Raw genomic sequence first — 20522 nt, 5'->3', positions numbered from 1 at the left:
GGTTGTCCCCCCAAATGCTTCGGTGTGTTGAGTAGTGGTGAGTCAGGACAGTCAGGCGGCGGCCCGCATCGCTGCGAGACCTGCGACCTTCGAGTGCAGGTGCCGTAGCTCCGAGAGAGTCGGCGCCAGTTCGTAGGCGTGGTGATGACAAGCCCGGCTCAGCGCGTTCCACGCGTACTCCGCCGTGCGGTGGAACTCCGTCGGGTCGAGCGCGTGCAGGACCGTGAGCCTCGATCGCATCCGGACCGGGTGCTGCAAACTCCCGACGAGCTGCAGGCAGTAGCTCTCCACCTCGGCCTCGAGCGCCTGCCTGATGAGGAAGGCCGCAATCCTCGTCCACGCCGGTGTCGCGGCGCGATTACCGTCGAGAATGGTCCGGACGTACTCGAGCTCGTCGCTCATCTCTCACGTCCCAGGATGTCGTCGACCGTCCGGCGGAGGTCGCGGACTGCGGCGTCAGCCGACCCGGCCAAGCCGCAGTGCACGCCCTTGCGGCTAATCGCGAGCGTCCGGTTCCGGTGCGGAGGTTGCTGCCACCGGTCGATCCTGGCGGACGCCGTGCCGTAAACGGCGAGCGCTACGCGGTTGCTCGTCGTCGTTGCCGAGTCCCACGCGGCCTCGACCTGCTTCCGAGGCGTCCCCTTGGTCAGCTGGTCGGCGAAGTAGACCTGATGAGCCGCAGCCTCGACCGCGAGCCGGACGTACGCCGGGATGGCCTTGCCGAGCACCTCAGAAGGCACTTCCTTGTCGGCCAGCAGATCGCTGACGTCCTTGACGTAGCGCTCCGCCGGCGACTTGCACGGCACCACGTGAACCGTGGAGCTGGCGCCGCGCTCGACCTGGACGATCCTCGCGTCCGGCGCCGTACGACGTACCGATTCGGTCAACCGGTCGTCGTGCGAGAACACGACCACCTGCCGATCCTTCGCGTACTCGACCAGCACCTCGGTCAACCCGTCGACCTTCGCCGGATCCATCGCTTGGACCGGGTCGTCCAGGACAACGAACCGTAGAGGACTGGCCGCCAAGGTCGCCCGCGGCAAGAACAGAGCCAGCGCGACCGCGTTGAGCTCGCCCTGGCTCATCACCGGCAGCGCCTCGGTCGGCTCGCCGTCGACGCGCGCCGCGAGCTTGACGGCGCCCATCCGGCGCTGACCGGACAACGTGATGGTGTCGAGGTCGATATTGCTCTCCTTGCGGAGGTGGCTCCAGATCCACTTGGCCTTCTCGGCGAGCGGCTCAAGCCGCTGATTCCGCAGTTGCGCCGCGTTGTCCTTGAGCCAGGTGTGCGCCTTCTTGGCGTCGCCCAGGTCCTCCTTGATCGCGTCGGCGGTGCGCCGGAGCTTGACCCACGTCAGCACCTCGCCGGCGACCTCCTGCCAATCGTCGTCGCGTTCGCGCAGCTTCGCCGCCGCTTCGTCGCGCAACCGGGCCAGAACATCGACGACTGGCGCGATGGTCGTCCCGAGATGACGCGCCAGTTCGGCGTCCGACGCAGGCGCGTCCCGCCACGTCTTCAGGACACCGCGCGCCTCGTCGAGCGTCGCCAGCCCTAGTACGTCGTCCTCCGTCGGCAGGATCGGTACGTCGAGCAGCCCGCGCGCCGCCGACCCTCGTACTTCGAGATTCCGGCGAGCGGTCCGCAGTGCGTCGAGCGACGCGCGGTCCGCGGCGAGGTCGGCCTCAGCCCGCCGATGCCACTCCACGTCGAGCAGGTTGCCGTCGCACACTGGGCAAACCTGGTCTCCGTGCCGGCTGTGAAAGGCCAGTGCCGCCTCGATCAGCCGGCTCCGAGTGTCGGCGTGCTCGGATGCGTCGGTCGCGAGTTCGGCCAGCCGCTGGACAGCCTTGAGGAGTTCGTCGGCCGCGGATTCGACCGCCTGCCGGTCCGGCACGGCCATCTCGCTGAGGGCGCGGAGTTGCTCACCGACTCCGTCGGCCGGGACGGAGCTCAGCGCCGTCCTTGTCACCAGGCCCAGGTCCGGCTTCAGCTTGGTGAGCTGGCCGATGACCGTCCGCGCGCGATCGTCGTCGATCGGCTCCAACTTCGCCTTGAGTGCATTCTTGGTTGCGTTGGCATTGTCCGCGCCGGCCTTGAGTTCTTTGACCTGGGCTGCGAGCCGGTCGATGCCGTCGGCGATCTGGTCGAGTCCGAGGATGCTCTCGAGGGATCGGTACAGATCGGTCGGAGTTCCCTCGAGACGCTGGCTGAGTTCGTCGTACGAGAGGATCGGGCGGTACAGCTCCAGCGCCTTGGTCCAGCCGAGTGAGTCGACACCGGACGTCCGCCTCTTGCCGTGCCGCTGGGTCCACACCTTTGCGTCCTTGAGGCCGCTCGTCGCGGCCCAGTCGACGCCGATCTCCGTACGCCCGTGGCCTTCCTCGGCAAGGGCGATCCGGATGCGTGTGCTCTGGAGCTGGTGCAGGTTGCGCCACGACTCCGTCCAGAACGTCTTCTTGCCTTTCCAGCGGTAGCTTTCGCCGGTCAGGGCGAACTCGAGCGCCTCGGAGAAGCTCGACTTCCCCGAACCGTTGCGGCCGGCGACGACGGTCAGGCCCGGTCCGGGCTGCAGCTCGAGGCGCGCCTCCGGGCCGATCCCGCGAAATCCGGCCACCGTGATCGAGGTCAGGAACGCCCCGACAGGTTCCGGTGCCGCCTCCGTCTGCGTAGCCGCCCGCGTCCCCGCAGCCGTCCCCGCTGCCGTCTCCATCACCGGCTCGATCTCCGGCATCGACGCGGGCGGGTTCCCCGCCTCGGGCGTACTCCCCGCGCTCGGCTCGGCGTCGGCGCCGAACTCGTCCGCGAGCGCCCCCGCGCTCTCCATCGCGGCCAGGACCAGCATCTTCTGGCGGTCGGTCAGCGCCGCATCCTCATCGGCCAGCACAACGACCGTGTCGACGACCGACTCGTCCCCCGGCGTCGCCGGCTGTCCGTCGGACCTGATGTCCGTCATGTGCATCCCCCTCGGTTTGTGAACGAGATCATGAGACTAGATTCTGTGAACAATGTCAACAGAGAATATCTGCAAGCTTGTGTACACGGCCCGGGGATTCGGTTAGAGTCGAGCCACCAACAGTGGGGAGGTGACCATGGATCGACCGGATACCGGCAGCGCCGACGGGGCGGCGGGAACTGTGTCCTCGGTCGGTATCGCGCGCCTCGCGGGCGTCGGCCGGGCCGCAGTGAGTAACTGGCGCAAGCGGTACGCCGATTTCCCCGAGCCGATCGGGGGGACGCCGACCAGTCCGTCTTTCGACCTGGCCGCCGTCGAGCAGTGGCTGCGGGCTCAGGGGAAGCTGCCGGAAGTCAGCGGGCCCGATCGGGCCTGGCGGGAGATCGCGGCGGCCACCGGCGGCCCGGATCTAGGGATGGCGCTGTGGCTCGCGGGCCTGCTGCTGTTCCATCGATCGGTCGCGGGCGACGGGGCGAGTGCCGTGCCATCACCGAGTGCGCTCGCAGCTTCGGCCGGTACGGCGAGCGGCGAGGCCGAGAAGCTGTTCCGCGCCGAGATGCCCCATGCCTGGCTGCCCTGGCAGTCGACCGTGCTCTCCGCCGTCGCCGCGGTGGACGGCGATCCGGTGGAGATCTTCGAGCGCTTCTACGCCCAGTACCTCCGGATGCGAGGTGCGACCTCCGACTACGTGACGCCGCTACCCGTCGCGCGCCTGATGCTGTCGTTCATATCTGGTCCAGAGCAGCAAATCGCGGACGTGATGGACGCAGCCTGTGGCACTGGGTCCTTGTTGGTGGAGGCGGCTCGCAGCGCACCCGACGTACGGGTCCTCGGCCAGGATCTCGATCCAGCGGCGGCATGCATCGCGCAGATCCGGCTCATGCTCACGGCGAAGAATCACTCGGCAGTCGTCCGGATCGGGGATTCACTGCGGGCGGACGCCTTTCCAGGACAGCGGGTCGATCTCGTCGCCTCCAATCCGCCGTTCGGTCTGCACGACTGGGCCGACGACCAGCTGGCCTTCGATCCACGTTGGGAGTACGGCGGACTTCCCCCGCGGACCGAACCCGAGTTGGCGTGGGTGCAAGACGCTTTGGCTCATCTGCGGCCCGGTGGTCAGGCGATCCTGCTGATGCCGCCCACCGCAGCGTGGCGGTCGGCCGGCCGTCGAATTCGCGGGGAACTGCTGCGTCGCGGCGCAGTGCGCGCCGTGATCGCCCTGCCGTCAGGCCTGCTGCCGGCGACGTCGGTCGGCTTGCATTTGTGGCTGCTGCAACGGCCGGTTGATGGGTACGTCGCCGAGCGCGTGCTGATGGTCGATGCCTCCCGGGTCCAACCGGCGACGGCGGAGGTGGTGAGTGAGCTGGCGACGGCTGCCTGGCGGTCGTACGGGCGTGATCCGGCATCGGTCGAGGAACAGCCGGGACAGGTGAAGCTCGTCCAGGTGATCGACCTGCTCGACGAGGAGGTAGACCTCACGCCCGGTCGCCGGCTTGCCGTACCTGATGACCTGCCCGTCGATCCGTCGGAGTTGCTGGCCTCGGAGAAGCAGGTGCTCGGACGACTGCGCGACGTCGCTGAGCACAGTCCGGCGCTTGCGGCTGCGGACCAGCCCGTCCTGTCGGAGGCACGCAGCCTGACTTTGGAGGAGCTCGTACGGAACGGCGCTGTCGAGATCGTCCGCGGGTACTCCCGGTTGAACGTCGATGCCGACGGCGCATCCGAACCTGGTCTGACCGGCGGCGATGTGGTTCGGGGTGGCGGTCCAAGTGGCCGGGCGCCCGGGACCGCCGTACGGATCGAAGCCGGTGACGTCCTCGTGCCGGCGATCGGATCGTCCGTGGTCGCGCGGGTCGCGACGGCCGAGCAGGTCGGCGTACGGCTCGGTCAGCATGTGAGCCTCGTTCGAGCCGATCCGGCAACCGTCGATCCGTGGTTCCTGGCGGGAATGTTGACGGCTCCCAGCAACCGCCGCGAAGCGACGCGGCAGTCCTCCGGGACACGCGACATCGTCCGGGTCAACCTCAAACGACTGCAGGTTCCTTTGCTGCCGATCGAGGAGCAGCGACGGTACGGCGAAGCGTTCCGGCGCTTGGCCGAGTTCGACGCGATGGTGGACCAGGCGGCGGAGGAGACTCACCGCCTGGTGAGGGACCTCTCCGCGGCACTGACGCGAGGGGCCCTTGTGCCACAGAACGATGCGTGAGATGACAGTGTGTGATCATCGTGAGTTCCGCTGTAACGGTGCGGAGCGCGCCGACGATGAGCTGACGACATGAAAGACAGGGGAGAGGGAATCCGGTGAGTGACACCACGCCGAAGAATCTGGCGAACTTGATCTGGCAGGTGGCCGACCTGCTGAGGGGGGACTACAAAAGGTCGGACTACGGCAAGGTCATCCTCCCGTTCACGGTCCTGCGACGCCTCGAGTGTGTTCTGGAGCCGACGCGTGACGCGGTGCTGAACGAGGCTCAGAAGTGGGCCGGGCGCACGGTCGATCCCACTCGGTTCCTGACCAGGCAGTCAGGGCAGAGCTTCTACAACCTCACCAAACTGACGCTGACCTCGGTCGCGAATGCGCCCGACGACGCCGTCGCGAACCTGACCGCGTACGTCAACGGGTTCTCGCCGAACGCGCAGGCGGTCTTCGAGAAGTTCCGCTTCGCCGAGCAGGTCGCCTATCTGTCGGACGCCGGCCTTCTGCACCTCGTCGTGGCACGCTTCGCGGACGTCGACCTCCATCCGAATCAGGTGTCGAACCACGAGATGGGGTACGTCTTCGAGGAGCTGATCAGGAAGTTCGCCGAAGACTCGAACGAGACCGCTGGTGAGCACTTCACGCCGCGCGAGGTCATCAAGCTGATGGCCGGTCTGCTGATCGCTCCCGACCTCGCCGACCTGCAGGTGCCGGGGGCGAGCCGCAGGGTGTACGACCCGGCCTGCGGCACCGGCGGCATGCTGACGGCGGCGGAGGACTTCATCCTCTCGCACAACACCGCGGGCCAGGTTTTCTCGTTCGGACAGGAACTGAACCCGGAGTCCTGGGCGATCTGCCGCTCCGACCTGATGATCAAGAACCAGAACCCGGACAACATCAAGCTCGGCAACTCGTTCACCAACGACCAGCTGGAACACGAGACGTTCGACTACATGCTGTCCAATCCGCCGTTCGGGGTGGAGTGGAAGAAGGCCCAGGCCGAGATCGTTGACGAAGCCAACGGAAACCGCGGGCAGAACCGTTTCCGGGCCGGTCTGCCGCGGATCAACGACGGGTCGCTGTTGTTCCTGCAGCACATGATCTCGAAGATGCGTCCGGTCGGTGAGGGTGGCAGTCGGCTCGCGATCGTCTTCAATGGGTCGCCGCTGTTCACCGGCGCGGCCGAGTCCGGCGAGTCGAAGATCCGTCAGTGGATTCTCGAGAACGACTGGCTCGAGGCGGTCGTCGCGCTGCCGGATCAGCTCTTCTACAACACGGGTATCTCGACGTACTTCTGGATCCTGACGAACCGCAAGGCGCCCGCGCATCGCGGCAAGGTCGTGCTGCTGGACGCGCGCGAGTACTGGGCGAAGATGCGGAAGTCGCTCGGCGACAAGCGGAAGTACATCACCGATGAGCAGATCGACGAGATCCAGCGCCTGTACGCCGACGCGCTCCCGATCGCCAGCAACCCGGACCACGAACTCCACGGCAAGGTGAAGGTCTTCCGCAACGAGGACTTCGGCTACCACCGCATCACCGTCGAGCGCCCCCTCAAGCTCCGCTTCGAAGTAACCGACGAGACCCTCACCGACCTCGAACTCACCCTCAAGTCCGGCAAGACAACGTCGAAGTACGAAGACCGCGACGCTCTACTGGCTGCTCTGCGAACCCTTGTGGGCAAGGAACCGTCCTACAAGAAGACCGAGTTCGCCGCCACGCTCCGATCCACCGTCTCTGACCTCGGCAAACTGCCGGCGCCTGTCGACAAGGCAGTCTGGACCGCCATCTCGGTCCGCGACCCCGAAGGCGAGGTCCAACTCAAGAAGGGCCAACCCGAACCCGACCCGGAGCTCCGCGACTACGAGAACGTGCCACTCGAAGAGGACATCGCCGCCTACCTCGAACGTGAGGTACTCCCACATGTCCCAGGCGCCTGGATCGACCACACCAAGACCAAGATCGGCTACGAAATCCCCTTCACCCGCCACTTCTATGTCTACACCCCACCGCGCCCCCTCGCCGAAATCGACGCCGAACTCCGCGAACTCGAATCCGAGATCCAGAAGCTCCTCGGCGAGGTGACGTCATGACCCAGGTTCTGGGCGCCGAGCTCCCAACTGAATGGCGGGCTGCCCGCCTCAAAGACTGCATATCCTTCTTAAATCGCGGAACTGCGCCTGACTACGTTGATGATGGGCCGGTTAGAGCGATCAGCCAGGCAGCGAACCAGTCTGGCGGACTCGACTGGAGCAGGACACGGTTTCACTCGCACAGCGGAGATCCGGCGAAGCTGCGTGGATATCTGCTCGCAGGGGATATTCTCGTCAATTCCACTGGGACCGGGACCCTCGGGCGTATTGGATACTTTCAGCGTAGTCCCGATAATCGTGCGTGCATGGCGGACGGGCACGTTACGATAACAAGAACGCGCCGCGATGTTCTCTGGCCGCGCTTTGGGTACTACTGGCTTGCGTCGACGCCATTCCAAGATCTAATCTTCGCAGCCTTGTCGCTCGGTGCGACAAATCAAATCGAGCTGAGTAGGGAGCGATTTAGCGAGGCGCCCGTACCACTTCCGCCGATTGAGGAGCAGCGACGCATCGCCGACTTTCTCGATTCGGAGGTAGCACGGATCGATGCTCTCGTGGCTCGCTCGGAGCGGCAGATCGTTGCGTTGGCTGAGCATCTTCAGGAAGTAATGCGGGTGGCGACGACCTGCGATTCGCCAACTGACGTCAAAGCGACGGGAATAGCGTGGATGCCATATGTTAGCGCAGATTGGTCGCTGCACCGGATCAGTCGAATATTCGCAGTCGGGAGTGGGACGACGCCCCCGTCTGAACGCCTCGAATATTATCGTAATGGCGACCAATACTGGGTCACCAGTACGGATGTCCGTGATGCGGTAATCTCCGACACACGAAGCAAGGTGACCCATCGCGCGACAGTGGAGATACCGTCTTTAGTTGTGCATCCTGCTGGGTCGCTCGTGATTGCGATGTATGGCGCGGGTGCCACGAAAGGGCGTGTAGGCCTGCTTGAGATGGCTGCTGCCGTTAATCAAGCATGCTGCGTCCTGTCGAATCCTGGCGAGGTTCTCCCGCGTTTCGCATTCTACTGGTTCCGTGCGCATAAGGCGGGCATTATCCAGCTCGCGTCCGGTGCGGGGCAGCCGAATTTGAGTGCTGAGCTGATTAAGTCGCTTGTTATCCCAGCACCGCCGCCGCGCAGGCAGGAGTCGATTGTCCGCCGGTTGGAGCTCGAGCAGAGCGCGACCGAGCGCGCTACATCTCTGCTACGCGAGCGGGTGACGCTACTTCGCGAGCGACGGCAGGCGCTCATAGCCGCCGCGGTGACTGGGCAGATTGATGTGACAACTGCGAGGGGAGGTGGGTTCTCGTGAGTCGGGTGCATTCGGAGTTGGCGTTTGAGGACGCTGTGGAGGGGGCCCTCCTTGCTGCGGGCTGGCTGAAGGGGTGGGCTGACACCTACGACCCGGAGCTTGGGCTTGATCCGGGGCAGTTGATGCCGTTTGTACAGGCGGTGCAGCCGGAGGCTTGGGAAAGGCTGGTGCAGTTTGCGGGGGGTGACCTGGCTGTTGCGGAGCGGGATCTCACGAGAGTTGTCGCGAAGGAGATTGACCAGCGCGGCGTGCTTGATGTGTTGCGGAACGGGATCAAGGATCGTGGGGTTCGGATCCGGCTCGCATACTTCCGGCCAGCGCATACCGTCGCGGAGGATGCGCTCGCGGAGTACCAGCAGAACCGGCTGTCCGTGACTCGCCAGCTGCGGTACGGCGCGAACTCGACCAAGGCCCTCGACCTGGCGCTGTTCGTCAACGGCATCCCGCTCGCGACCGCCGAACTGAAGAACCCGCTCACCGGACAGACCGTCGAGCACGCCAAGGAGCAGTACCGCAACGATCGCGACCCGAAGGAGTTGCTGTTCGCGCGCCGGGCGCTGGTGCATTTCGCGGTCGACCCGGAGCTCGTCTTCGTCACGACTCGTCTGCGCGGCAAGGACACCGTCTTCCTTCCGTTCAACCAAGGCACGGGCGGCCCGGGCAACATCGGTGGTGCCGGCAACCCAGTCGTGGACAGCGACGGGTCCGGGTACCGAACGGCGTATCTCTGGGAGGAGACCTGGCAGTTCGACAACTGGCTCGATCTGCTGAAGCGGTTCCTCCACGTGGAAGACCCGACGACCTCGCGCTCACGCGGACGATCAAACGGGCGGGCCAGCGTCCATGACCGCCCGTTGATCTTCCCGCGTTATCACCAGTGGCACGCCGTACGCCGGCTCACCGAGCACGCCGCCCGCCACGGTTCCGGCAACAACTACCTCGTCATGCACTCGGCGGGCTCCGGTAAGTCGAACACGATCGCCTGGCTCGCGCACCGATTGTCGACCCTGCACGGTTCGGCCGAGCCGGGCAGCCTGGATGACGAGGCAGTGCGCGACAGGCGGATAGCGGCGAACGAGCCGGTCTTCCACAAGGTTGTCGTGATCACCGACCGCTCGGTGCTGGACAAGCAGCTGCAGGACACGATTTATCAGTTCGACCACACGCCGGGAGTGGTCGAGCGCATCACCGGTATCGGCGGATCGAAGTCGGGTGAGGTCGCCAGGGCGCTGGCTAACACTGCGACGAAGATCGTCATCGTCACCGTGCAGACCTTCCCATACGTCCTCGAAGGCGTCTCGAGTCTGGCGGACAAGCGCATCGCGGTGATTGTGGACGAGGCGCACTCGGGTCAGTCCGGTGATTCGGTGACGAAGCTGAAGAAGGTACTGCGCGGTCTAGGCGCGGAGGAAGCCGGTGACGACGACGATCCGCTGACCTCGTCGGCGATGGCGCGCGGCCGGCACCCGAACCTGTCGTACTTCGCCTTCACCGCGACGCCGAAGGACAAGACGCTGCAGTTGTTCGGCATCGATGATGCCCTTGGCAACAAGCGAGCGTTCCACATCTATTCGATGCGGCAGGCGATCGAGGAGGGCTTCATCCTCGACGCACTCCGGAACTACACGACGTACCAGACGTACTGGCGGGTCGCGAAGGAAGGCGCCGAGAACATCGAGGTCAACCCGGACAAGGCCGGCAGCGAATTGGCTCGCCTTGTCTACGCGGACCCTGCCACGCTGCAAGCTCACGCCGAGATCATCCTTCGGCACTTTCAAGCCAACACTCGCCGCCAGCTGGGCGGCCGCGCGAAGGCAATGGTCGTGACCCGTTCGCGGGAGGCCGCCTTCCGGATGTACCAGGCACTCCGCAGCAAGATCGACGACCTGAGCATCGCCGACCCCGGAGTCCTGGTTGCGTTCTCCGGGAGTCTGACGATCGACGGAGACGAGTTCACCGAGTCTAGGATCAATGGACTGTCCGAGAGTGAGCTGCCGGATGCGTTCGCCTACACCCGTGCGGACGACCCGAACGCCAAGTCCCGGACGGACACCAAGAACGGTGAGCAAGGACGTAAGGAGTACCGGATCCTGGTTGTCGCCGACAAGTACCAGACTGGGTTCGACCAGCCGCTGCTGACGACGATGTACGTCGAGAAGCCATTGGCCAGCGTCGCCGCCGTACAGACGTTGTCGCGGCTCAACCGCACTCACCCGCTGAAGAGCCAGGACGACCTGTTCGTTCTGGACTTCGCGAACGAGGCCGAGGACATCCAGAAGGCGTTCAAGCCGTACTACGAGGAAGCGGTCACGACCCCGGTCGATCCGAACCTGCTGTACTTGAAGCAGCGGGCTGTCATGGATCACCAACTGATCCTTGAGTCGGAGCTGGATTCGTTCGCCGAGGCATACCTGTCCTCCCAGCCGAGTTCGGCGATCGAGGACGGCGGCCGCAGCTGGGAGCGTAAGCACGCGGATCTGTACAAGCACATCGATCCGGCGGTCGACCGGTTCAACCGCCTGACGTCGGAGGATCGCGAGGCGGCCGAGCTGTTCCGCAGCGATCTGTCCGACTATGTCCGCAAGTACGGTTTCCTCGCGCAGGTCATGCAGTTCACCGACCGCGAGCTCGAACGCCTCTACCTGTACGGCAAGCACCTGCTCAACCGGCTGCCGCAGCGCCGTAGCCCGAGTCTGGACATCGGCGACATCGATCTCACGCATCTCCGGGTCAGCAAGACCGGCGAGCACGACGTCAGTCTCGAGCCCGAGGGGGAGCAGGTGTTGCCCGGGTTCGACGACGGTGGCACCTGCATCGTCCGGGATCCCAAGACGGCACTGTTGTCGGAGCTCATCGAGGACTTCAACAACCGTTACGGCCTGGGACTTAGCGAGGCCGACAAGCTCATGTACGAGGAGCGCGTCACCGCGGCGATCGAGGATCCGGATCTGCAGCAGGCTGCGCTCGCGAGCCGCAACGAGGGCGACTTCGAGCTGCCGTTCAACAAGCGTTTCCAGGACATCATGGTCGAGCGTGCTGAGGCGGACACGAAGTTCACCGAGAAGTACTTCTCCGACGAGGAGTTCCAAGGCCGCCTGACCCGCGAAGCCCGCAAGGCGGCGTACCGCATGATCCGCCGCCGCCACAACCTGCCGGAAACCTGATCCACGCGGATGGACGGGGCATGGAGCCGCCGGCGGACTGTCCGGTGAGGTCTGGGAGGAGAGGCGTGCCTGAGCAGTCGAGGGTCGTTGCCGGTCGGTACGAGTTGACCGCGCCGCTCAAACACGGGGGGATGGGGGAGGTTTGGCGGGGGTACGACACTGTGCTCGACCGTGATATCGCGGTCAAGCTGATTCGTCCTCAGATCGTGGCGTCCGACGAGGATCGTGAGGAGTTGGTCGGGCGGTTCCGGCGTGAGGCTCGGGTGACAGCCAAGGTCGAGCATCCCGGCGTACCGGCTGTGTACGATGCGGCGTTCGACGGATCGACTGATCAGCTCTTCATCGTCATGCAACTGGTCCACGGCGTCTCGGTGTCCGACGTACTGGCGGAGCAAGGCTCGCTGTCCGTGCCGTGGGCCGCGTCTGTCGGTGCGCAGGTCTGTTCCGTATTGAGTTACGCCCACGCGGTGCCGATCGTTCATCGGGATCTGAAGCCCGGCAACGTCATGATCGACCGCGCCGGCGTGGTGAAGGTGCTGGACTTCGGTATCGCGGCGCTGCTGCGGAGCGACGTCACCAAGCTCACCTCGACCGGACGTGTGGTCGGCACCAAGCCATACATGTCGCCGGAGCAGATCAGGAACCTCCCGATCACTCCGCAGAGCGATCTCTACGCACTCGGCTGTCTACTGCACGAGATGCTCAGCGGTCAGCGGGCCTTCGACGCCGACGACGAGATAGCGCTGATGTACCAGCATCTCGAGGACGACCCGCAACCGCTGCGGGAGCTGGATCCCGAGATTCCCGCCGAACTCGAGCGCCTCGTACTCGACCTGCTGGCCAAACATCCCGGCGATCGGCCGGAGAACGCATGGGCAGTGTACGACCGGCTTGCTCCGCTGCTGCCTGCGATCGACAGAAGTACGCCGGACGGCGAGCTGCCCGCCGGCGCCGTACCGGATCCGACGCGCCCGTATCGCCGCCCGGCAGCGCCACGGCCGCGACCCGTCGAGCGGCCGGAGCCCACGATGCCCACGGAGCGGGCGGTCCTACCCGCTCCCGCAGTCACTGCCGAAGATCTCGAAGGGGTGCTGGATCAGGCAGAGTCCTTGATCGACGAGGAGCGGTTCACCCAGGCGTCCGACCTGCTCAGCGAAGTACTTCCAGGCGCGGTGTCGGCGTACGGGCGCGACAGCGGAGCGGTGGTCGACCTGCGGATCAGGCGTGCCGCGGCGCTGTTCCTCGGCGGCGACTACCGCAAGGCTGCGCCGGAGTTCGACGCCTTAGCCGCAACGGTGGCGAAACTCGACGGGCCGGACAGCGAGGAGGCGCTGGACTATCGGCGGCAGGCGGCCGTTTGTCGTGTCGCCCTCGGCGAGTCAGCACGCGCACTGACCGAACTCGAGGCGATCGTGAGGGCCTACGAGCGTCTCAATCCGCAAGGGCGTGAATATCTGGATCTGAGATTGAGCCTCGTTCGCCTTCGACTGGGCGTGGGACAGGATTCGCAGGCTCGTCAGGAGCTGCGCGAACTGTTCCGAGAGGCCGCGGATCGTCTCGGTGAGACCGACGATCTGACCGTCGAGATTGCGGCGCTGATGAGCCGCTTGCAGAACGAATCCGGTGAGTGAGCCCAGACGGCCGCGGACTCGCCACCAGCCTCACCTTCGAAGAGCTATGTTCCTTGCCGATAGTCAGGAGCCGATGATGGATGACGAGATTCAGCTGATCAGTGACGGTGATGGGCTGGCAGTGGTCGGTGACCCGGCGGCTGTCGAACGTTTTCTGGTCTCTGAAGGACTGCCATCAGAGGACCTCGGGTTGCAGCGGCTCGGGTCCGTCCTCAGTGCGGGGGCTGGAGTTGCACAGGCAGGCTCCGAGATCGCGGCCAACTCAGGTCGCTGGGTGAAGCTGACGAAGGAGTCCGCGCAGCTTGTGCAGAAGCACGGGCTGAGACGCAGCTCGAAGACAGGGCTCAGTACAGGCGCCCTGAAGGGAAGCCATGGGCAGATCAAAGGATTCGTCGAATTCGCGAAGGGCCCCGGGACACTTCTAACCAACCCGGCGGTGCTGGCTGGTGCAGCGGGGATCATGGCGCAGCTTGCGATGCAGCAGGCCATGGATGAGATCACGGACTACCTCGCCACAATCGACAAGAAGCTCGACGACGTACTCCGCGCTCAGCAGGACGCTGTGTTGGCGGACATGATCGGCGTGGACTTCGTGATCGAGGAGGCCATGACCATCCGAGAACAGGTCGGACGCGTCTCCGAGGTCACCTGGTCGAAGATTCAGGCCACTACGATGACCATCGCACGAACCCAGGCCTACGCGTTGCGTCAACTCGATGCACTCGCGGAGAAGACGGAGCGCGCTGCCAAGATCGGTGAGCTCGCGAAGTCGACCAAAGATGCCGAGCTGAAGGTTCAGGAATGGCTCGCCGTTCTGGCACGCTGCTTCCAACTACAAGACGCGATCGCCGTGCTCGAGCTCGACCGAGTGCTGGATGCGTCCCCGGACGAACTGGACCGGCATCGGCTCGCACTCCGTGCCGCCCGTAACAACCGGTTGGACCTCATATCGCGAAGTACTGAGCATCTGATGGCGCGAATGGATGCGGCCGCCGGCACCGCCAACAACAAGGTTCTGCTGCACCCGACCAACTCCCGGGAGGTGGTGCAGTCGAGCAACCACGTCGCGAACACCATCGTTGACTTCCATGGCCGGCTCGGGATCGAGCGCGATCGACAGTCTTGCGATTGACAGAGCCGTCCGCGGCGTTGGTCGTCCCCGACAAAGGCCCTGCGCCGGTGATCTTCAGTTCGGCTTCTTCCCATCCTGGGAAGGCTGACCGGGCCATCGCGTTGCCGATCGTGGCGAGGAGCTCCTGAGCATGGTCGGTCGGTCATGGTCTGCCATTCGGTGAGTGGGAGCGGTGGAGGAAGCGGCAGATGACTGACCGCTTGGGGAGTTAGCTCGAGCAGCCCCGGAGTGGCGGTGGATGATGCCGTGGACAACTCGTTCGCGAGTACCCCTTGGCAGGTCGTCTCGGCTAGGTGTCGCTCGCCGAGGCAATCGCGTAGACGCCGTCATGTCCGGCGGCTTGGGCGGCCTGGAGCGCAGCGCACATGCGGGTTCGTCATCTGCGTGGTAGACGAGAGCGAGACAGGCGTGGGCCTCCAGGCCGCACAGACGTGCGGCCCCGAGCTACACCTGTGGACAACTCCTTAACAGCTCGACTCAGTCCACGCTGACAACCAGTCGCGACGCGGACTTCTGAATTACCTCGTGGTTCAGCGATTGGTCGAACGGGATTGCTGATGTGGGCGTGCCGGCCGGATACGCGCGAACACACGGCCGGGCGTTGCGGTCGTGGTTCCAGGCTTCAATCTCGTCGCAGAGCTGTCTGGCGAGATGGGCGCCGTACGTGCCGTGCCCGATGGCGCCTAGCTCGTAGCTGCGCTGCTCGACTTTCCGGATGGCGAGGTACGCCAGGCTGTCATCCTCGACCAGCGCTGGGCTGCGGATCGGGATGGCGGGGGTGCACAGGCCGGCTTCCACAGCGGCGCGGTCGGCAGAGATACGGCAGATGCGGCTGTCGTGGCCGGTGATCCGCAGCCAGATGCCGTCGAAGGGTTCCTCTGATCCGACCATGACGTCGGACCAGATCGTCTCTTTGGTCTGGTCGAGGGCGCCGGTCAGTCTTGTGGCGTCGATCGTTTGGTCAATGTCCCAGAACAACGTCACGAGCCCGTCTGCGTCGATGGAGCCGCTCCGCTCGCCCTCTTGCCCGAGCATGGGGACGAAACCGCACAGTTCCATCGAGTCCGATACCAGGGCATCACCGTCCCGGACGAACGCCACACTGCGCGTCTGGCCGCGCCAACGCAGCGGCACAACCAAGCGGCCTCCCGGAGCCAACTGCTCCCAAAAGGCTGGTGCCAGGTCCCACGCGCCGACAGTGAAGATAATCCGGTCATACGGTGCGTTCTCAGGAGCGCCAAGCGGTCCGTCGCGCGTGATGACCTCGATGTGCTCGTTGCCGGTGGCGTTCAGACCGCTGCGGGCGCCCGCGGTGACCTCGGAGTCGATATCGACGGTGGTCACGGCGCCACCAGGACCAGTTAGCTGAGCGAGCAGAGCGGCGTTGTACCCGGTGCCCGCGCCGATCTCCAGGATGCGGTTACCGGGTTGGACCTGGAGTTGGTCGAGCATCATCGCAACGACCGTGGGCACGGACGCGCAGCTCAGGGCGGAGCCATCGCTGGCGCGCTTGGTGATGACCGCAATGTCGGCGTAAGCGTCTTCGACGGTGGCTCCGGGAACAAAGTCGTGCCGCGGAACGGTGCGCATCGCCTGTTCGACTGCCGGACTCGTGGCATGGCCGACTGCCTTGATGTGGTCGACCATGGCGGCGCGCAAGACCTCCGGCTTGCTGGTGATGGTGTTCATCGTTGCCTTTCGTGGAGCCCGGGCCTTGGATGGCGGCGGGTTGATCGTAGTTGGGCGGACGGACAGTTCGTCCGGGACGCTGTCAGCCGTTGAGCAGCAGGCAGGCATCCCAGTCCGACGTGGACTCATCAGTTGATGCGGCAGAGATTTGAACCAGGCGGACGCCGGTGCTGCCTTCCAGCAGTTCGGCGCGGTGCATTGATGCATCACGGGGCGCGAGCTTTTCGAACCGTTGAGTCAGCTCGGGTAGCTTCGCCGTCAGCGGGCTCCGTGCGCCGGCATCGGCGGCGACTCGCTTGGTGGCCTGTACCAGCCCCGCCCACCCGTGGCAGAGGGTCGCATCGCTGAGTTGACTCAGCTGAGCGGCATCGGCGATGCAACCCAGCAAAGTTGCTTCTGCGTGGCGCTGGCGTCTGAGGTCGTTGAGTGCCAGTCCAGCCAGCTGCTGAGCGCGGGCAATACCAGCGGTGCCATAACACCACGAGGGTCGCTGCGGCCCCGCCTGTTGGAGCTGATCGCTGTCGAACTCGCGTTTGGTGACGGTCCCAGGCCACCATGCGGTCTCTCCGTCGCCCTGTTGCCAGTGGTCAAGCCAAGAGCAGATGCTCTCGATCGCCTCGAGCTGTCCCGGGACATCGACGCCGCGTCGCGCGGCAATCGCCATCAGGGCGAGGGGGCCCGAGATGCCGTGTGCGATGGCCAGATTGCCGTGGCCGCCCGGCCAAATCTCCGAGAGGTGATCCGCAATGTCGTTGGCGGTCCACCACCCAGGCAGGGCTCGGTCGTCGACGGCGAGTGGTTCGCAGAGCCGCACGAGGTATTCCAGCACCTGGTGGAGGACGTCACCGCCGCTGTGCCGGCGGAGTTGGTACACGCCAAGTCCAGTCAGTCCACTGATCAGGTCGAACTCGCGCAGTCCTGGTAGCAACCCGCTTTCAATGCGGCGGTGTGCACGTCGGAGCCGCTCTCGCGTGAGTTCGTCGATGTATCTGTCGAGGGTTGCGAGCGCTGGTTCATACGGAGCCTGGTTGGCTGTCGCCAAGACGTAGGCAACCGCCGGCGCGCCCTCGAACAGGCTGCTCTCGGTATGAGCTGCGACAGGCGCGCCAGTCATTTTGACGATGTGCTCATGGGCCTGTCGCCAGCTGCCGCGGCCGATACGAGCCCGTTCGATATGGAGGAGGGCTTGCCCAGCTGTGCCGCGTCCAATGGAATGTCTCGCGATGGCTGATGTGAATTGCCTCGCAGTCGCTGTCATTGGGCTACCCGTGCGATTCGCGCATTCCAGGCGATCGCGCATTGGCGGGCTAGACGCCGACACACAGCCTCACCGTCTCGGTCGATCCCCATCGCGCGGTTGTGATGCATGTGCAGGAGTGATTCGAGAACGTCGTTGATCCGCCCTGTGTCGGACAGCAGCGTTCGGTAGTTCGCCAGGGCATCGGCACGCTCTTGCCAGGTGCTCGTCAACTCGGTGTTCCAGCCTGGGATGCTGGCGGGGAGACCGGCCCGTGTCAGCTTGATGACCGACTCGGTAAGCCGGCGGTCGGCAAGCGCGTCGAGGGGCGGTCGGTTGTTGGTCAGCCAGCCGCAGGCCGCTGCGAGGTTCCCAAAGAAGCCGTCGAGGGTGCCGAGCACGTTCACCGCGGCGAGGACGCTCGGATCGACGACGGTTCGTGGAAGGTATTGCAGCTGCGCGGCGACGAGACGCGAGTCGGCGACGAAGACCGCCTCAGCTGCGAGCATTGCGGTGCCGCCACCGTAACGGCCGTTTTCTGGGTAGTAGGTATCTACAACCAGCCGCCCGATCTTGCTCTCGTCTCGAAGATGTTCAGCCCACCTGCTAGTTGCTACGAGCAACCTCGTACTTTGTTCTGCGTTCTGCACTCGAAGACGCAATCGCACATGGTCCGTCTCTCGCGGACTGCGGTAACGCGCGAACCAGTAGTCGGGATGATCGATCTCACTGAGCAGTCTCGGAAGCTCAGTGGTGATCAGGTTGTCCATCTGCTCGGGGTGAGTGTGGAGTTTGAGGTACAGCCACCGAGCCTCTGCGGATGCAGCGAGCTGGCCGTGGTCGCATGTCGTGACTGTGCCGCTCGTTGCTGCCGCCGGAGGTCGTGCGGGCGGCCTGGTCGTTTCAAGCGGCATCGCGATGTCGTGCGCGTAGCCGCCGATCCAGCCAAAATCGCCGGCTTGCGCGGTCTCGGTAAGTACGACGACGCCGTGCTGTGCGACCTGAGAACGCACGATGGCGGCGTGGGCTGGTTCGGTCAGGGTGACGGGCAGCGACCGGTCGGCGTCCTGCAGCTCGACCGTTGCTGGGCAGGCCCACCGCGCCCGCCAGTCTTCAAGAGATGCTCGCCAGATGGCGTCGTTGGTGGATGACGACAAGTCGTCGGCCCCGATCCGCCAGGTAGCCGGTGACAGAACCGCTCGTCGGTAACGTACTCGTGGAAGGTAGGGCAGCTGCCGAGCGGCCGGCCCCCAATCGAACCGATGCCAGGCCGCGCCCAGGCTTTGAGTCAGGTGACCTAGCAGGCGGGCGATCGGTGGCGACTGCTTCTCGATCGCGAGCGCGTGAAAGGACTGCGGTTCGACGACTCGCCGCTGAGAGATGCTGACGAGGTAGAGGTTGTCTCGGGTAGCAGTCACGGCCAGATCATCGAGCGGAATCGTGTTGGTGTTGTCGCTGCGGTGCTCGCCGAGCGACAGGACGTGCGGGACGTGAGCAGGCACTCGGCTGATGTTCTCTGCGTGGGTGAATGTCGGCGGATAAGACAACTGGACTGGCAAAGCGCCGTCAACAGCTGTGGGGACACCTCGATAGACGTCCTGAAGTCCGCCCTCAGGCACCAGATACGCCAGGCGAGATGTGAAGGTCCCGGCCGAGCGCCCAGGGTGGACGACGAGTGTGTAGTCGCCGCGATCGAGCGCATCGGTCGACTTCGCACGAATCTGGGCAGCCAATTCGACGTGCGGCGGGATAGGCCGCTCGACTGACGGGTCACCGACCGCGAGGCTTCGGATCACCTGGTCAGTCAGAACGAGTTCCGGGTTGTTGTCAGCCATGGTGCCCCAGGCGAGGGCGAGCAGTCGTTCGTCGCGCTCTGAGAGACCACTCGGATTGGATGTCGCCGTGCTGCCGGGATAGGTGGCAGGCAAGCCGAGCCCGGTCTCCGGATTGACGACATCGCTGAGCGGCACCAACGCGTTGATGCCGTACCTGTCGCAGAAGGCCATGTAGTAGTCGCGCCAAACCGCGGAGCCGGTTGGCTGGCGTGTGAGTCGCATCAGTGCCGTCGCCGCGTAGCTCAGCTCTTCGGCAACATGCTTGGGAACTTGTACCTCGCAGTCGAGGCGAACGTCAGCGGCAAGTGGTGTTCTACCCGCCTTGGACAGCTGGCGCATCTGCGCGCCCAGTGCGGCTCGGATGTCCGTCCCGTCCTCATTGTTCAGGTCTCGGTGGTTGTGGCGCGCGATCTCTGCCGCGATCACCTCGAGGCGCCTCAGGATCGTAGCCTCGCTCCTGCTTGGTTCAAGGTCGGCTTCGTGCAGTTGCCGAATGACGTACTCCAGCGGGTCGGCGACAGTCATCGGCGGCCGAAGGCTCGTAATCAGGAACCGTTGCTTTACTAGGTCGGTGACCAGGCCTCGGATCTTCGACTCGGGAGTGCTAGGGAATCGCTCGCCTAGCTTGCTGATCAACGTAGCGAGCTGGATCGGTGATTGGCAGAGCTCTTGGATCACTTGAACGGGTCGAGTGCGACGGATGAGTAGCCGTGCCGTGCCGTGCGGTAGGTCGAGGTCGTCGCCCCGCTGGGCTGCCAGGTTCGTGAACACAACGTTGAGCCGACCGAGCACTCCAGGTTCCCGCTCCAGCCGATCGACCACGTCGTCGAGCCATTGTGCATCTGCTCGGACGAACGTTCGGTGCCCGCCTCCCCAGCACGTGGAGCTTCTTGCGTTGATGGCGACCGGGGCGACGCCGGAGAACAGGCCGAACGGCATCTGACGACCGGTCAATCGGAGGAGGTACCGGACGATGGACAGAGTCGCTCGCCGGACCTGTTTGCTCGAGAAGGCTTCGCCGGAGCAGATGGCGTCCACCCGCTTTGCCAGTCCGGAGCTGGCATGTCGGATCGCGTCCGTGAGGCGCGGCTCGAGCCACACATCGTCTAGCCAGGCGCGACAATCATCGATGTCGTTCAAGTCGGGCCATCGATCAGGGCGATCGTTTGTGGATGCCACGGTCGCTCGGAGCAGTGCTGCACCGCTGTGGCGGTACAGGAGCTTGCTGCCGCCGTTGCCCATCAGTCCTCCTGTGATCGAGTCGGAGGAGGGGCCGG

Annotated in this window: 11 protein-coding genes; 6 read left to right on the top strand and 5 right to left on the bottom strand. The window is 64.9% G+C overall.

The features are described from left to right. Positions 1–51: 51 nt before the first annotated feature. Positions 52–402 carry a hypothetical protein gene (locus ABZX12_RS20565; protein ID WP_355695226.1) on the bottom strand — a complete coding sequence of 117 codons (351 nt, stop codon included), beginning with the start codon at positions 400–402 and terminating at the stop codon, positions 52–54. After that, positions 399–2954 (bottom strand): AAA family ATPase, encoded by a 2556-nt coding sequence (locus ABZX12_RS20560; protein WP_355695224.1) that lies wholly within the window; start codon positions 2952–2954, stop codon positions 399–401. Before ABZX12_RS20560 ends, ABZX12_RS20565 begins: the two co-directional genes overlap by 4 nt. A 136-nt stretch (positions 2955–3090) precedes the next feature. On the opposite strand from ABZX12_RS20560, the gene ABZX12_RS20555 reads away from it, so the two are divergent. From ABZX12_RS20555 to ABZX12_RS20530, 6 genes are all read left to right on the top strand, one after another. Then, positions 3091–5160: an N-6 DNA methylase gene (locus ABZX12_RS20555; RefSeq protein ID WP_355695222.1), complete on the top strand. Its 2070-nt coding sequence runs from the start codon at positions 3091–3093 to the stop codon at positions 5158–5160. A gap of 95 nt (positions 5161–5255) precedes the next feature. Beyond that, positions 5256–7244: a class I SAM-dependent DNA methyltransferase gene (locus ABZX12_RS20550; protein WP_355695220.1), complete on the top strand. Its 1989-nt coding sequence runs from the start codon at positions 5256–5258 to the stop codon at positions 7242–7244. Then, the gene (locus tag ABZX12_RS20545) at positions 7241–8557 is read left to right on the top strand and encodes a restriction endonuclease subunit S (RefSeq protein WP_355695218.1); all 1317 of its coding nucleotides are present in this window, start codon (positions 7241–7243) and stop codon (positions 8555–8557) included. Before ABZX12_RS20550 ends, ABZX12_RS20545 begins: the two co-directional genes overlap by 4 nt. A 167-nt stretch (positions 8558–8724) precedes the next feature. Next, positions 8725–11721 carry a type I restriction endonuclease gene (locus tag ABZX12_RS20540; protein ID WP_355695216.1) on the top strand — a complete coding sequence of 999 codons (2997 nt, stop codon included), beginning with the start codon at positions 8725–8727 and terminating at the stop codon, positions 11719–11721. A 20-nt stretch (positions 11722–11741) separates the two neighbouring features. After that, positions 11742–13352: a serine/threonine-protein kinase gene (locus ABZX12_RS20535; RefSeq protein ID WP_355695214.1), complete on the top strand. Its 1611-nt coding sequence runs from the start codon at positions 11742–11744 to the stop codon at positions 13350–13352. Between the two features lie 76 nt (positions 13353–13428). Continuing rightward, a complete protein-coding gene (locus ABZX12_RS20530; protein ID WP_355695212.1) occupies positions 13429–14484 on the top strand; it encodes a hypothetical protein in 1056 nt (351 codons plus the stop codon). Positions 14485–14961: 477 nt separating this feature from the next. On the opposite strand, the gene fxlM is transcribed toward ABZX12_RS20530, so the two are convergent. The 3 genes from fxlM to ABZX12_RS20515 form a co-directional block, all read right to left on the bottom strand. Further along, positions 14962–16173: a methyltransferase, FxLD system gene (fxlM, locus tag ABZX12_RS20525; protein WP_355695210.1), complete on the bottom strand. Its 1212-nt coding sequence runs from the start codon at positions 16171–16173 to the stop codon at positions 14962–14964. A gap of 82 nt (positions 16174–16255) precedes the next feature. Further along, a complete protein-coding gene (locus tag ABZX12_RS20520; protein ID WP_355695209.1) occupies positions 16256–17431 on the bottom strand; it encodes a lanthionine synthetase C family protein in 1176 nt (391 codons plus the stop codon). Continuing rightward, positions 17428–20487 (bottom strand): lantibiotic dehydratase, encoded by a 3060-nt coding sequence (locus ABZX12_RS20515; RefSeq protein WP_355695207.1) that lies wholly within the window; start codon positions 20485–20487, stop codon positions 17428–17430. Before ABZX12_RS20515 ends, ABZX12_RS20520 begins: the two co-directional genes overlap by 4 nt. Positions 20488–20522 lie beyond the last annotated feature (35 nt).

This window comes from Kribbella sp. NPDC003505 (assembly GCF_040610875.1).
Classification (GTDB): Bacteria; Actinomycetota; Actinomycetes; order Propionibacteriales; family Kribbellaceae; genus Kribbella.
This window is presented reverse-complemented; position numbering and strand designations above follow the sequence as displayed.